Origin of the sequence: Bacillus mojavensis (genome assembly GCF_012648005.1) — a bacterium.
GTDB lineage: Bacteria > Bacillota > Bacilli > Bacillales > Bacillaceae > Bacillus > Bacillus mojavensis.
On record NZ_CP051464.1, the window covers coordinates 2058549 to 2071011 of the forward strand.

Below are 12463 nucleotides of genomic sequence, written 5' to 3' on the forward strand. Positions count from 1 at the left end.
GTTACATTAATTTTTATTGATAGCATTGTTACAAAAATAATCCAGCCAATAAAACACAGCCCCGCCCTGTTACCGAGAGGACCGTTGAAAGCAGTGTTCATGTTTGAAACGTTTCCTTCGTGCTCAAGCCGAAAAATTCCTTTATCATCCAAAACACTGCGTCATTTACGTGACATGCGATCACGCTTCCCGCACCGGTCGCAAGCACCATCAATCCCGGATTCACACTGCTGTCCGCCATAAGCGGAGCAGCCATCGGGATTCCCAAATAGAGTAAAGGCACCTTTAATTCTATCGCTATGGCATAAACAATAGGAATCAATAGAACAAGGCCGACTTCAAAAAACAGAGCAATGCCAATAATAAATGAGGCAATAACCACAGCTGTCTGTATTCTTTTCCTTCCGAATTTGTCAATCAGTGTAATGGCTATCCGATAACCGCCTCCCGCGTCTGAGACAAGTCTCCCAAGCATTGCAACAAACCCAAATACTAAAGCTAAATGTCCCAACTGACCGCCGATTCCCGCTTTTATAGAAGGTACGATTTTGCTTAGATCCATTCCCAGGCCGATCGCCACTAGAAATGAAACGACAATAAGAGATACAAACGTATGTAATTTCATTTTAATGATCAGAAATAACATAATAAGAACCCCGGTTGCAACGATAAAAATCGGCATGACTAACCTCCATTGCATTTTTGTTTTCTGATATAGCACAGGATGCTTATCAGAAAGCGTTTTCGTTTTTTGCCGAAATAAAATCCTTGGCGATATGATTGTCATCTTTTGATCAACTAGTATTTTCACACTAATCTTCTAATCAACTATTGTCAATAATATTTATGATTTTATAGGCTGTCAGATAATATTATGGTTATATATTGATCAATTATTGGTTATATGTTATGTTTTTTATCAAGCCAGCAAATTTTTAGCTATCAATTGGCTCCGATAACAAAACAATGTGTTAACAAGGCTGATAAAATCTGTGTCTCAAAAGGAGGTATTCAAATGCCATTATTACGTTTCGATCTAATAGAAGGCCGTGATCAAAAAGCATTACAAGCACTATTAGACACTGCTCATCAAGCAATGGTAGAAGCATTTGGCGTGCCGGAGAGTGACCGATATCAAATTGTCCACCAGCATCCCGAGAATGAGCTCGTGATTCACGATACCGGACTAGGGTTTCATAGAAGCAAGGATTTGATCGTCATCAGCATTACAAGTAAAACAAGAACAAAGAGCCAAAAAGAAAAATTATATGCCTTGCTGGCTGAAAAACTAGAAGCAGAATGCGGTATTTCCCCGGAAGACCTCATGGTTTCCATTACAGAAAACGGTGATGCTGATTGGAGTTTCGGGCTCGGCGAAGCACAGTTTTTGAATGGCAAGTTATAAAATGGTGAAACGTATTCATCTGCTTTACACTTAGAAAATGGCCAGTCAATGAAATAAAAAAGAGAGATCCTTATTCAAGACCTCTCTTTTATTATTTCTTTTTCAGAAAAGCTGAAATAACCAGAATGAAAACAGCCAGCAAAACAAAATATAACGGAGTGATCCAGATTTGGTGGATAGAATTAGGGTCTCCCTTTTTATATCCAGTTTCAATGCCTATGTAATTCCAATGAAAGCTGACAGGGTTTTGATCGTAAATATAAAATTCAGGCAGATAGAGTTCCGGTTTGCTGATTTGAACAACAAGATAAATGATGATTCCCATTAACAACAGGATAGCTGTTAGTAACTTTTTCAAGGAAGGACCCCTTCCTATTTATGTATGTTGAATTCATCCTAACATCTCTTTTTATCCATGTAAAATAAAAGCTGATACACATCATGGCCTAAAATAAAAAGTCATGTAAACGGCATGACCCACTTACATGACTTTCTCACTGAAACAAACCCTTTTCTGTTCCCTTCCATTATTTCTCTTCTTCGCATACTGTGACACCAGGCTCACAAAATTGATCGGCCCACGCTTGCATTTCTTGAAATACAGCTTCCAGCGCTGTTCCTTTTTCAGTCAGCGTGTAGATCACTTTTACCGGTGTCTCGGGAAGAACCCGGCGTTCTACAATTTCGTTTTGCTCTAGCTCTTTAAGGCGCTCTGCCAGCATTTTTTGGCTGATCATCGGTATGGTTTCCGTTATCTCTTTAAATCGTTTCGGCCCATCCATTAGTACATGGATGATCAGACCGTTCCATCGTTTTCCCAGCAATGAGAAAGCTGACTCCATTTTAGGGCACATTGTATTTCCCACTAGTCTTCATCCCTTCATCTATTGTTTGACAAGTATTCACTGATCCATTAAAATGATCTTTCAAGTTACATTTAGTAAGCTTCTAACTTTTCTATTATCATACCACGTTTACCCGAAGGAGGAAACATTATGACTGATACTCTGGACATTTTGCAAGCACGGGCATCTGTTAAGGAATATGATACGAATGCCCCGATCTCTAAAGAGGAACTGACTGAACTTTTGGAGCTCGCGACTAAAGCGCCTTCTGCATGGAACCTGCAGCACTGGCATTTTACAGTATTCCACAGCGATGAATCAAAAGCGGCTCTTCTGCCTGTAGCATATAACCAAAAGCAAATTGTTGAATCATCTGCTGTTGTTGCCATTTTAGGCGATCTAAAAGCGAATGAAAACGGTGAAGACGTTTACGCTGAATTGGCAAACCAAGGTTTCATCACGGACGAAATCAAACAAACGCTGCTGGGCCAAATTAACGGTGCTTACCAAAGTGAACAGTTCGCACGCGATTCTGCTTTCTTAAATGCTTCATTGGCTGCTATGCAGCTTATGATTGCCGCAAAAGCGAAAGGCTATGACACCTGCGCAATCGGAGGATTTAATAAGGAGCAGTTCCAAAAGGAATTTGATATCAGCGAGCGCTATGTTCCGGTTATGCTTATTTCTATCGGTAAAGCAGTGAAACCTGCACATCAAAGCAACCGCTTGCCTCTAACAAAAGTGTCAACTTGGCTGTAAATCTAAGAAAAACCTTAGTCCGGATAAACACGGACTAAGGTTTTTTTATTGAAACGTATCTTTGTACCATTGGCGAGCCTGTTCAGCTTCATGCTGTGTGAGCTGATGGCCCCCATCCTGCCAAAAAACTGAAGCAGATGCCCCGCTGTCAAGCAAACAGCGGTGAAGCTCTTCCGATTCTTCCTTTGTGCAGAGCGGATCATATTTCCCGGCCCCAATGAAAACAGGAAGCCCTGTCATATCGGGAAGCTCAAGCCCCCGGATCGGCACCATAGGATGATGCAGAATAGCCCCCTTTAAAACATCCGCATAGTGAAAAAGCAGGCTTGCCGCGATATTTGCACCGTTTGAGTAGCCGACTGCAATCACTCGGCTCCGGTCAAATTGATGCGTTTGTGCCGCCTCGTCGATAAAATCTTTTAATTCTTTTGTCCGCTCAACGAGATCCTTTTCATCAAATACACCTTCGCTGAGGCGTTTGAAAAAGCGCGGCATTCCATTTTCGAGCGCTGATCCCCTGACACCGAGCAAATGAGCATCCGGATCTATAAAACGTCCCAATGAAAGGAGATCATGCTCATTTCCTCCGGTTCCATGTAACAGCAGTAAGACGTTGTCAGATGTTCCTTTTTCAAAAATATGCTTCATCATGTTCCCCTCCTACAATTCAGGCAAAAGATCTGTAATTTGTTTGCGGTGTTGCTCCAGCCATTCGGGCAGCTTTAATGATGTCCCCAGCTCATCAAACGTTTCATCTGTCATAAAGCCTGGTTCATCTGTGGCGATCTCAAATAAGATGCCTCCTTTTTCCCTGAAATAAATTGATGTGAAATACTCCCTGTCAAGAATTTCTGATGAAGGGAGATGTTTTTCAGCAATCACCGGCTGCCAATTGGCCTGCTCCTCACTCGTTGTCCGAAACGCTATATGATGAACTGTTCCATAACCGCCGACGCCTCTTTTTTCCGGCTGCAAATGAACGTCGATCACGTTTCCGACAGCCGCTGCGGATTTGAGTCTAACGATCTGATCTTCTTCCGCCACTTTGCTGTATCCGAAGCTTTCCACTAACAATTGAATCGTCGCTTGCGGATCATAGGAGTACAGCAGCACGCCTTTCATCCCGGTGATGGCTTCATGTTCTGAAATGCCGTCAGGTGTCCACTCGCTTTTTTCGCTATCGCCGTCTTCCATGATCGCTAACGGAAGGTCTTCCGTATCATCAAAGATAAGCGCCTGTTCCCCGCATAGCATTTTCTCCTCTGCATTCAGCCCATTATTTTGAAGGCGTTCCTTCCAGAAAGCCAGAGAGTCTTTAGGGACTGAAAAGTAAATCCGGCCGGCTTGGCCTTTCCCTACCGTCCCCTGCCCGCTTCCTTGAAACGGGAAAAAGGTAATAATGGTCCCTGGATCTCCATTTTGATTCCCAAAGTAAAAATGATATGTTCCCGGGTCATCGAAATTCACTGTTTTTTTGACAAGCCGAAGCCCGAGCACTTCTGTATAAAATCGCAAATTTTCTTGCGGATCTCTTGCAAATGCTGTGACATGGTGCAATCCTTCTGTTTTCATCTCTTCACTCCTTAATTATCTTGATTTCGAGATATTTATTATTTTAAACCTATATTGTGCAGGATGCAAACCATGTGATTTAATTAAATAATTGAAAAAATCATTTTTTTCTAATAATTATCTTGTGATCTTATCTTACAACTGCTATTATAGTGAGCATTATCATGTTTCAGGAGGAAAGTAAATGGTTAAAAAAGCACTTATTGTTATACTCATCATTTTACCATTCGTTCAGCTTGCGCTTTTGCCGCTTGTGAATCGAATTGACCCGATTATTTTCGGCCTTCCTTTTTTCCACTTTTGGCTGCTGCTGTGGATTATTATTACGCCGGTATGTTCATTTGGCATTTACCTGGTGCAAAGAAAAGATGGAGGAATTGAATAATGCAAGGAAATCTCACTGCACTTATGATTACGGCTATTATCGTATTAACTGTTGTCTGTATCGGATTTCTCGCCGGGAGAGACAAATCATCGCGAACCTCGGTGGAAGAATGGTCTGTCGGCGGCAGACGTTTTGGCGGCCTTCTCGTTTGGTTTTTAGTAGGCGCAGACCTTTACACGGCATATACTTTCTTAGGCCTGACCAGTACGGCTTACACAGGCGGTAGTGTTGCGTTTTTTGCCATTCCTTACTCTGTATTGGCTTATTTTATCGCCTATTTCTTCCTGCCGAAGCTTTGGAATGTTGCGAAAATTCACAAATTAACAACTCTCGCAGATTATGCGCGGGAACGTTTTGACAGTAAGCTGTTGGCAAGTCTCGTTGCAATTGTCGGGGTCCTGATGCTTATCCCGTATATCTGTCTTCAGCTTAGCGGAATTCAAGATACGCTTCAGGTTGCGGGCACCGGCTATATCAACGTAAAGTTCGTTGTCATTATCTCATTCATCCTTGTTGCTCTTTACACGTTTTTCAGCGGGATTAAAGGGCCAACTTTTACAGCCATTATTAAAGATATTTTAGTATGGGTGATTATGCTGTTTATGGTCGTTTCACTCCCGCTTATTCATTTCAACGGCTGGACGCCGATGATTGATACATTGGTGAAGGAAGCGCCGCAAATGCTGACGATACCGACAGAAGGCCCAAAAGGCATCCCTTGGTTTATTACAGCATCTATTGTATCCGCCTTGGCACTTTTTATGTGGGCGCATGCCGCTACAGGTGTATTTACGGCGAAAAGTGCCGATGCAGTTAGAAAAAACAGCATGTTTTTGCCGCTTTATAACATCGTTTTAATCTTAGTTATTTTCCTTGGTTTTATCGCTTTTCTTGTGCTGCCGGAAGATACAAATCCAAGACTGGCGCTGCTGCATCTAATTCAGGCGTCTTACGGCGGCGTGGCACAAGGTTTTGCCTATGCCACTATCGCCCTTGCCTCATTGATCCCTTGTTCGATCATGGCTATCGGAGCGTCGAATTTATTTGCCAATAACTTATACCGTGACTTGATCCATCCAAATGTGTCACAAAGCAAGCTGACCCTTATTACACGTTCCATGGTGTTTGTTGTGATCGGTCTTGCTCTTCTATTTGGAATGCTGTTCCCAACTGCCTTAGTGACACTTCAGCTTTTAGGCGTTTCCGGCATGGTGCAGATCTTCCCGGCGATTGCCGTCAGCTTATTCTGGAAGAACCAAACGAGAGAGGCGACAATAATCGGATTATTAGCCGGCCTTGCGGTTACGTTTATTGTGTATATCACGCAATCTGCACACGGTATTTATGAAGGTTTCTGGGGATTGTCCGCCAATATCATCGCTGTAGTCATTCTCAATCCGCTGTTTGTAAAAAGAGCAGGTTCAAATCCAGTCAAGGAAGGTTTATTTGCTAAAAAAACTGAACCGAATTCGAACCAGAAGGGTGCTTAAAAAAAACCATACGCGGTAACCGCGTATGGTTTTTTACATTTCTTTTTTCAGCGTTTCAATTGCTTTTTTCATTTGCGTATCATTATTTGACAGCTTTTGTTGAAGTTCTGTCATTAGTTTTGTTGTAGTATCGCCAGTCAGCACGCCTGTTTCTTTCAGATTCTCTTTTTTCTGGAACTGTTTGATGACTGATACAAAATCTTGATCATACGCACTGTTTACCTTTACCTGATAGCCAAGTGCTTTCAGCATTTGCTGAGCGACTTTGACTTCCGTGCCTGTATTGCCCGATTTGTACGTTTTATCAGCGTCCAAATATGGGAGCTTCGCGTAATCAGGAAGCTCTGCTTTCACTTGCGGTTTGATGCCTTTTTTATGGATCCATTCACCGTCAGCAGTCAGCCATTTGGCCATTGTCAGTTTGACGGTTGAACCATCCTCATACTCTTTTGCGGTTTGCACTGTGCCTTTTCCGAATGTGGTTTCTCCAATTAACGGAATGCCTGATGATTCATGAAGAGCAGCGGCCATGATTTCTGCAGCGCTCGCTGTTCCGTCATTTACTAAAACGACAGTCGGCTTGGTGACTTTTCGTTCTTTTTCTGCTTTCATGACTTCTTTTGAGCCGTTTTTGTACTCAACCTGCATAATATTTTTCCCTTTATCAATAAACAGATTGCTCATTGTAATCGCCTGGTCCATTAATCCGCCCGGGTTGCCCCTCAAGTCTAAAATATAGCCTTTGGCACCTTTTTTCTCTAAACTGTCAATGGCATTTGTCAGCTCTTTAGCAGTTGTTTCAGAGAAAGAAGTGATTTGGATCTCACCGATGCTGTTGTCTTTCATCTCAGAATAGACGGTCTCAACAGGAATCGTATCGCGCTGAATGGAAAGATCAATCTCTCCCACTCCCGCTCTGTTCAGGTCAAGTTTCACTTTTGTGCCCTTTTTGCCGCGGATTAAAGCGACAGCTTCATTTACATTCATGCCTTTTACGCTTTTACCGTTTACTTTCAGGATTTGATCCTTCGGTTTGACTCCGGCTTTTTCAGCAGGTGATCCTTTGATTGGCGCAACAATAAGGATTTCACCGTCTTTTTCCTCTACTTGCGCTCCTATTCCTTCAAAGGATGCAGAAATGCTTTCTTCGAATGATTTTCCTTCCTCTTGATCCATATATGTAGAGTAAGGATCGTCCAGAGACTCAATCATTCCTTTAATTGCTCCATCTACTAATTTGTCATCATTTGTTTTCTTGTAATAATCACTTTTGATTTGCTCATACGCTTTATTTAATTTATCGAACTTACTGTCTCCTGTGCTTGTTGATTTCTGGCCCAGAATGCTTGAATTGCCCGTAATAAATAAAGTCAGCGCCGAAGCGACAACCGCAGTGATCAGCACAACAAAAAACAGTTTCAATTGCCGTTTCAATTAAACACCACCTTTTTCTTCTTACATTATTATCATGGACGATTTCCTATTCGTCAACTCGGAGCAGAAAATATAGAGATAGTGCCCTTCTTTAGCGTTTCATAAACCTATGCCTTTTCACGACATATAATAACGAAAAAGGAGGATACCATTTTGAGCCGATATTTAGAAATGCTGTCCTTATTCGGTGTCTCTGGTGCACATCCAGGCGGGCTTGCTTTTTCAAAAGCCCTATTGCAAAAAGCCGCGCCTCCGCCTGACCAGCCGATTCTTGATGCCGGATGCGGAACGGGGCAAACTGCGGCTTATTTAGGACATTTGCTTTATCCTGTCACAGTCGTTGATAGAGACCCTGTCATGCTTGAGAAGGCCAAAAAAAGATTTGCAAATGAAGGGCTGGCCATCCCTGCATATCTTGGAGAGCTGGAACGTCTTCCGTTTTCTTCAGCATCCTTTTCCTGCGTCCTGTCCGAATCTGTCCTCAGTTTTTCCCATGTGACATCCTCCCTTCAAGAAATTAATAGAGTATTGAAGCCGGGCGGAATGCTGATCGGTATTGAAGCGGCGCTCAAAAAACCGATGCCTCCGCGCGAAAAGAAGCAAATGATGGACTTTTACGGTTTTACAAAGCTTTATGACGAATTGGAGTGGATGGAATCGATTCGTGCCCATGGATTTCAGAAAACAGAAACGATCACCCTTTTGCCGGAAGATATGGAATTTGAACCGACTACAGAAATGGATGTATCGCATGCAATTGATCCTATCTACTACGATACGCTTCAGTCCCACTATGACCTCATGCAGGCATACAGCGAGTATATGGGTCATTGTATCTTTATCGCATACAAGTAAAACGGCGCTTCCCCCCCTCTTTTCGTCCAACCTTTTTTGTCTATCTTTCATAAGCTGATAGAAAGACGGATTAGGAGGGAATTGTATTGGAAAAATACTATCATATTTGCCGCCAGCACCAAGGAAAAGTTGCTAGAATTACAGAAAGAAACGGCAGAGTCCACGTGGGCAGAATTACACGGGTCACCAACAGTAAAGTCTTTATTGCTCCAGTTACTTCAGGTGGCCCCAGAGGCGGATTTGGCTATGGATATTGGGGCGGCTACGGATATGGATATGGAGCCGCGTACGGCATTGGCCTTGGGCTGATTGCAGGTGTGGCGCTCGCCGGTTTATTCTTTTTTTAATGGAAAAACCCGCTTATCCAATGATAAGCGGGTTTTTTATTTTATATCTTCTTCACTTTTTCAAAGTATTCTTCTAATGTTAAGTCATGATCATGGATGACCTTTGCAGCCTTTTTGCCTACATAACGCAAGTGCCATGGTTCGTATTCGTACTTTGTGATGTCTTCTTTGTTTTTAGGGTAGCGAATGATAAAACCGTATTTATATGCATTGTTCTGCACCCATTTTCCGTCTTCGGTGCTGCCGAACGCTTCATTTAGCTCAAAACCATTGCTTCGGCTGGAAATATCCATTGCAAGCCCTGTTTGATGCTCGCTTTCACCAGGATATGCGACTGCTTCTCTTGCTTTCTTTTCCCCTTTTAGGCTAACTTCATTTTTAAAGATAGCCTGCTGTCTGTCATACGAGCGGTATCCTGACACGGCTGCCAGCTCATAGCCATCCTTTTTCGCGGCGTCAAACATCGTTTTTAATGCGTCTGCTGCTTCTTTTCTGATGTATCGCTTTTGAATTTTTTCTTCAAAAGAAAACTCGACATCAGGGATAACTAGATCGCTAGGTTCATAGTCTCCTGGCAGTGCGTATTGCTTATTGACAAGGGCGAGGATATTTTTTGGATTTTGAATGGTTTCCAAACCGTCCACTTTTTTAATGTTATTGAAAAACTTGCTTTCCAATAAGAACTCACTGTCCTGCATATTTGTTTTTTTGCTGTCAGCTGTTTTTTCTTCTGTCTGTTTTGATTCTGCGGTGGTTTTCGTATCCTTTTCAGCATCTCCGTTTGACATGCTGCAGCCGGCTCCGACAATTGCCGTCACACTCAAAGCGGCAGCCAGTGAAAACCATTTACCGGGCTTTTTCATCATCACATTACCTTCCTTTTATCAATCGTTTCCGTATCCATAAAGAAGAGGCTGCCGGCACCCAGCACGCCTCTTGATTTATTTTATTGTGATACAGAATGTAAAGCTACTTCTATCATATCATGAAAAGTGGTTTGACGCTCTTCCGCCGTTGTTTCTTCTCCTGTTAATACGTGATCGCTCACGGTCAGGATCGACAGCGCTTTTCTTCCATGCTTCGCTGCCAATGTATATAGAGCGGTTGTTTCCATCTCTACACCGAGCACACCGTAGTTGGCAAGCTTTTCAATTTGAGAATCGTCATTGTAGAACTGGTCAGCAGTAAATACACTGCCTACCGTCACCGGTACGCCTTTATCCTTAGCTGCGTCATAGGCATTTTTCAAAAGCTCGAAATCTGCATTAGGCGCGAAATCGATACTTCCAAAAGCGACTCTGTTCATTTGTGAATCAGTAGAAGAAGTCATGGCCAAAATGACGTCGCGCACTTTGACATCTTTACGGATGGCGCCGCAAGAGCCTACTCTTATTAAATTTTGCACATCATAGCTTTGGATTAATTCATTGACGTAAATTGAAATGGACGGAACACCCATGCCCGTGCCCTGCACAGAGATTTTTTTGCCTTTATATGTACCTGTAAATCCATACATGCCTCTGACTTCATTATAGCATTCCACATTTTCAAGATACGTTTCAGCGATAAATTTTGCTCTGAGAGGGTCTCCCGGCAAAAGCACCGTATCTGCAATTTGTCCTTTTTCCGCACCGATATGTACACTCATCTCATATCCTCCTATAAACCAAAATTAACAAGCAGTCCGTTCATTTTACAACGGATGTCATGATGAGACAAACTTCAGCATTGATTATAAAGGAATGTTCCGAAAAAAGAAAATGATCCGGGGTATTTTTAAGCGCCTTAGAGAAAATCGGGATAATTGCGCTGCTGATATGAGAACCTAACGGCAAAAGGAGGGATGAAACATGGGTAAAAAACAGCGCAACCGAATTACCGGACAAAAAAAGAACAACCACATACCTGCTAAAGACGTTATCGCGGCTGAAGAGGCGCACGAAAAAGAGTATTCCGCGGCCAAACGAAAACCTTAAAAAACAGAAAACTGCGGATGTCCGCAGTTTTCTTTCGTTATGTTGTTTGCACAATCAGACGATTGATTTTCCTCCATCCGGCGGGAAGCAGTTTATAATATGTTTTCCCTTTTCTGCCTTCATCAATCAAAATCACATCCCCTGTGGCCATAAATCTCGCATCATAATCACTTGGAACCGTATCGAATACATTAAACAGAGAGAATGCTCTTTTTAGCACGTCTTGATGATTGCTCCCGTTCAGTTCAGTTCGATAGACGGCTCTGTAGCCTTTTTTTTCACCAAACCGGGGTGTTTGAAATATTGTCACATCGTAAGAACAAGACTTCTTTTTAAACACGGATAACATCATCAAGATCCCTCCCTTTTATTTCTATAACATATTGGCGTTTCGCCCTCTTTTTCCTCTCTCTACTTTTGTCGAAACGAATGAAACTTTTCGTCAAAACCTTTCATGAGGAAAAACAGCAGCAGGCCGAGACTGAAGCCTCCTAAAACGTCAGTTAAAAAATGCACGCCGAGGTAGACTCTGCTGGCACCAACCAAAATAACCACAGTACCGGCGATTATGTATACCGCTTTTTTATGCTTTGACAAAAACGGGAGGTGTTTCACTAAAAAGTAGGCGATTACAGGATAAACACAAGCAGCGTTCATGGAGTGGCCGCTCGGAAAGCTGAAGGACGACTCATGAACGAGCGGTTCAAAGTCGGGCCTTGCCCGTTCGATCCACTCTTTTAATATTTTGTTTAATAGACGATCGGCACCGAATATGAAGAGCATCAAAAGACCGGCCCAGGTTCTTGTGTAAAAAAACAGCCCTGCCCCAATGACTACGATAAGAGGCAGTAAAAAGGAAGTAGCCCCAAGATGAGTCATCCAAATCATCACATCATTCAGCCAAGGCTGACGGATAGCTGCGGCTGACTTACTGATCATTTCATCTGCTGATTGAACAGCATTTGTATGAATAACCGCGGCTAAAAAAAGAAAGAGAAGAAACAGACTGACTGGCTTGTACAAGATTTTCCCTCCTTTAGTTCTAAACATTCCTATCAGCCGAATAAAAAACCGGAGCTGGCCGCTCCGGTTTCAAGCCTTAACAATCTTCATCCAGCTCTTCATCTATCATACATTTTTCTATCAGATAATCAAAGGTAATATCGGCGATTTCAAACAGCTCATCTTCACTCGGTATGTAGCCCCGTCTTGCAAGCTCTCTGTAAAAAAATTCAGCGATTTCTTCCGTGTCAATCACAAGATCTATTTCTTTCATAACCGTACCGCCTCCTTTTTTATGTTTTATGAAAAAACGGGATGAATTATACCCGGTGTTCTAAACAATTCTTTTATTCATATACATTGAATAAAAAAACAAGCCATAGGAGGCTGACT

Annotated in this window: 17 protein-coding genes and 1 pseudogene; 7 read left to right on the top strand and 11 right to left on the bottom strand. The window is 42.5% G+C overall.

Translation table 11 applies throughout. The annotated features are described in order from the left end of the window. Nucleotides 1–28 precede the first annotated feature (28 nt). Nucleotides 29–682, bottom strand: a pseudogene (locus HC660_RS10540) (GntT/GntP/DsdX family permease). 333 nt (nucleotides 683–1015) lie between these two features. Between HC660_RS10540 and HC660_RS10545 the strand changes: the two are divergent. After that, the gene (locus HC660_RS10545) at nucleotides 1016–1405 is read left to right on the top strand and encodes a tautomerase family protein (protein ID WP_168748061.1); all 390 of its coding nucleotides are present in this window, start codon (nucleotides 1016–1018) and stop codon (nucleotides 1403–1405) included. Nucleotides 1406–1496: 91 nt separating this feature from the next. Here the strand turns inward: HC660_RS10545 and HC660_RS10550 are convergent, their stop codons facing one another. Beyond that, nucleotides 1497–1763 (bottom strand): hypothetical protein, encoded by a 267-nt coding sequence (locus HC660_RS10550; RefSeq protein WP_010334599.1) that lies wholly within the window; start codon nucleotides 1761–1763, stop codon nucleotides 1497–1499. Between the two features lie 169 nt (nucleotides 1764–1932). Beyond that, a complete protein-coding gene (gene yodB, locus HC660_RS10555) occupies nucleotides 1933–2271 on the bottom strand; it encodes a transcriptional regulator YodB (RefSeq protein ID WP_168748062.1) in 339 nt (112 codons plus the stop codon). Nucleotides 2272–2400: 129 nt separating this feature from the next. Between yodB and HC660_RS10560 the strand changes: the two genes are divergently transcribed. Then, nucleotides 2401–3009: a nitroreductase family protein gene (locus tag HC660_RS10560; protein WP_010334602.1), complete on the top strand. Its 609-nt coding sequence runs from the start codon at nucleotides 2401–2403 to the stop codon at nucleotides 3007–3009. A 45-nt stretch (nucleotides 3010–3054) separates the two neighbouring features. On the opposite strand, the gene HC660_RS10565 is transcribed toward HC660_RS10560, so the two are convergent. Continuing rightward, nucleotides 3055–3657: an alpha/beta hydrolase gene (locus HC660_RS10565; protein WP_168748063.1), complete on the bottom strand. Its 603-nt coding sequence runs from the start codon at nucleotides 3655–3657 to the stop codon at nucleotides 3055–3057. 12 nt (nucleotides 3658–3669) lie between these two features. Beyond that, nucleotides 3670–4581 (bottom strand): ring-cleaving dioxygenase, encoded by a 912-nt coding sequence (locus HC660_RS10570; protein WP_168748064.1) that lies wholly within the window; start codon nucleotides 4579–4581, stop codon nucleotides 3670–3672. 184 nt (nucleotides 4582–4765) lie between these two features. Here HC660_RS10570 and HC660_RS10575 point away from each other — a divergent pair, with 184 nt between their 5' ends. Further along, on the top strand, nucleotides 4766–4966 hold the full coding sequence (locus HC660_RS10575; protein WP_168748065.1) for a DUF3311 domain-containing protein: 201 nt from the start codon (nucleotides 4766–4768) through the stop codon (nucleotides 4964–4966). Continuing rightward, nucleotides 4966–6456 carry a sodium:solute symporter family protein gene (locus HC660_RS10580; protein ID WP_010334606.1) on the top strand — a complete coding sequence of 497 codons (1491 nt, stop codon included), beginning with the start codon at nucleotides 4966–4968 and terminating at the stop codon, nucleotides 6454–6456. Before HC660_RS10575 ends, HC660_RS10580 begins: the two co-directional genes overlap by 1 nt. Nucleotides 6457–6489: 33 nt before the next feature. On the opposite strand, the gene ctpA is transcribed toward HC660_RS10580, so the two are convergent. After that, nucleotides 6490–7890, bottom strand: a complete 1401-nt coding sequence (ctpA, locus tag HC660_RS10585) for a carboxy-terminal processing protease CtpA (protein WP_029441322.1) — start codon at nucleotides 7888–7890, stop codon at nucleotides 6490–6492. Nucleotides 7891–8043: 153 nt separating this feature from the next. Here ctpA and HC660_RS10590 point away from each other — a divergent pair, with 153 nt between their 5' ends. Together HC660_RS10590 and HC660_RS10595 are read left to right on the top strand one after the other, a co-directional pair. Next, complete coding sequence (locus tag HC660_RS10590; RefSeq protein WP_168748066.1) at nucleotides 8044–8745, top strand: class I SAM-dependent methyltransferase; 702 nt, start codon at nucleotides 8044–8046, stop codon at nucleotides 8743–8745. An 86-nt stretch (nucleotides 8746–8831) separates the two neighbouring features. Continuing rightward, nucleotides 8832–9092, top strand: coding sequence for a hypothetical protein (locus HC660_RS10595; RefSeq protein WP_010334608.1), 261 nt, complete (start codon nucleotides 8832–8834; stop codon nucleotides 9090–9092). A gap of 41 nt (nucleotides 9093–9133) precedes the next feature. On the opposite strand, the gene HC660_RS10600 is transcribed toward HC660_RS10595, so the two are convergent. Further along, the gene (locus HC660_RS10600; RefSeq protein ID WP_168749449.1) at nucleotides 9134–9955 is read right to left on the bottom strand and encodes a M15 family metallopeptidase; all 822 of its coding nucleotides are present in this window, start codon (nucleotides 9953–9955) and stop codon (nucleotides 9134–9136) included. An 83-nt stretch (nucleotides 9956–10038) separates the two neighbouring features. Next, nucleotides 10039–10740: a purine-nucleoside phosphorylase gene (gene deoD, locus HC660_RS10605; RefSeq protein ID WP_010334610.1), complete on the bottom strand. Its 702-nt coding sequence runs from the start codon at nucleotides 10738–10740 to the stop codon at nucleotides 10039–10041. Between the two features lie 202 nt (nucleotides 10741–10942). Here deoD and HC660_RS10610 point away from each other — a divergent pair, with 202 nt between their 5' ends. Next, nucleotides 10943–11068: a protein YoyE gene (locus tag HC660_RS10610; protein WP_003241588.1), complete on the top strand. Its 126-nt coding sequence runs from the start codon at nucleotides 10943–10945 to the stop codon at nucleotides 11066–11068. Nucleotides 11069–11105: 37 nt separating this feature from the next. Here the strand turns inward: HC660_RS10610 and yodL are convergent, their stop codons facing one another. The 3 genes from yodL to HC660_RS10625 form a co-directional block, all read right to left on the bottom strand. Continuing rightward, nucleotides 11106–11420 carry a shape determination protein YodL gene (gene yodL / locus HC660_RS10615; RefSeq protein ID WP_010334611.1) on the bottom strand — a complete coding sequence of 105 codons (315 nt, stop codon included), beginning with the start codon at nucleotides 11418–11420 and terminating at the stop codon, nucleotides 11106–11108. Between the two features lie 59 nt (nucleotides 11421–11479). Then, nucleotides 11480–12091: a phosphatase PAP2 family protein gene (locus tag HC660_RS10620; protein WP_168748067.1), complete on the bottom strand. Its 612-nt coding sequence runs from the start codon at nucleotides 12089–12091 to the stop codon at nucleotides 11480–11482. Nucleotides 12092–12167: 76 nt separating this feature from the next. Further along, nucleotides 12168–12344: a YozD family protein gene (locus HC660_RS10625; protein WP_010334612.1), complete on the bottom strand. Its 177-nt coding sequence runs from the start codon at nucleotides 12342–12344 to the stop codon at nucleotides 12168–12170. Nucleotides 12345–12463: the final 119 nt, after the last annotated feature.

Coding starts and splice junctions, on each gene's coding strand:
- HC660_RS10545 (WP_168748061.1), top strand. CDS start 1,016: ATGCCATTATTACGTTTCGATCTAATAGAAGGCCGTGATCAAAAAGCA.
- HC660_RS10560 (WP_010334602.1), top strand. CDS start 2,401: ATGACTGATACTCTGGACATTTTGCAAGCACGGGCATCTGTTAAGGAA.
- HC660_RS10565 (WP_168748063.1), bottom strand. CDS start 3,657: ATGAAGCATATTTTTGAAAAAGGAACATCTGACAACGTCTTACTGCTG.
- HC660_RS10570 (WP_168748064.1), bottom strand. CDS start 4,581: ATGAAAACAGAAGGATTGCACCATGTCACAGCATTTGCAAGAGATCCG.
- HC660_RS10575 (WP_168748065.1), top strand. CDS start 4,766: ATGGTTAAAAAAGCACTTATTGTTATACTCATCATTTTACCATTCGTT.
- HC660_RS10580 (WP_010334606.1), top strand. CDS start 4,966: ATGCAAGGAAATCTCACTGCACTTATGATTACGGCTATTATCGTATTA.
- HC660_RS10600 (WP_168749449.1), bottom strand. CDS start 9,955: ATGAAAAAGCCCGGTAAATGGTTTTCACTGGCTGCCGCTTTGAGTGTG.
- deoD (WP_010334610.1), bottom strand. CDS start 10,740: ATGAGTGTACATATCGGTGCGGAAAAAGGACAAATTGCAGATACGGTG.
- HC660_RS10610 (WP_003241588.1), top strand. CDS start 10,943: ATGGGTAAAAAACAGCGCAACCGAATTACCGGACAAAAAAAGAACAAC.
- yodL (WP_010334611.1), bottom strand. CDS start 11,420: ATGATGTTATCCGTGTTTAAAAAGAAGTCTTGTTCTTACGATGTGACA.
- HC660_RS10625 (WP_010334612.1), bottom strand. CDS start 12,344: ATGAAAGAAATAGATCTTGTGATTGACACGGAAGAAATCGCTGAATTT.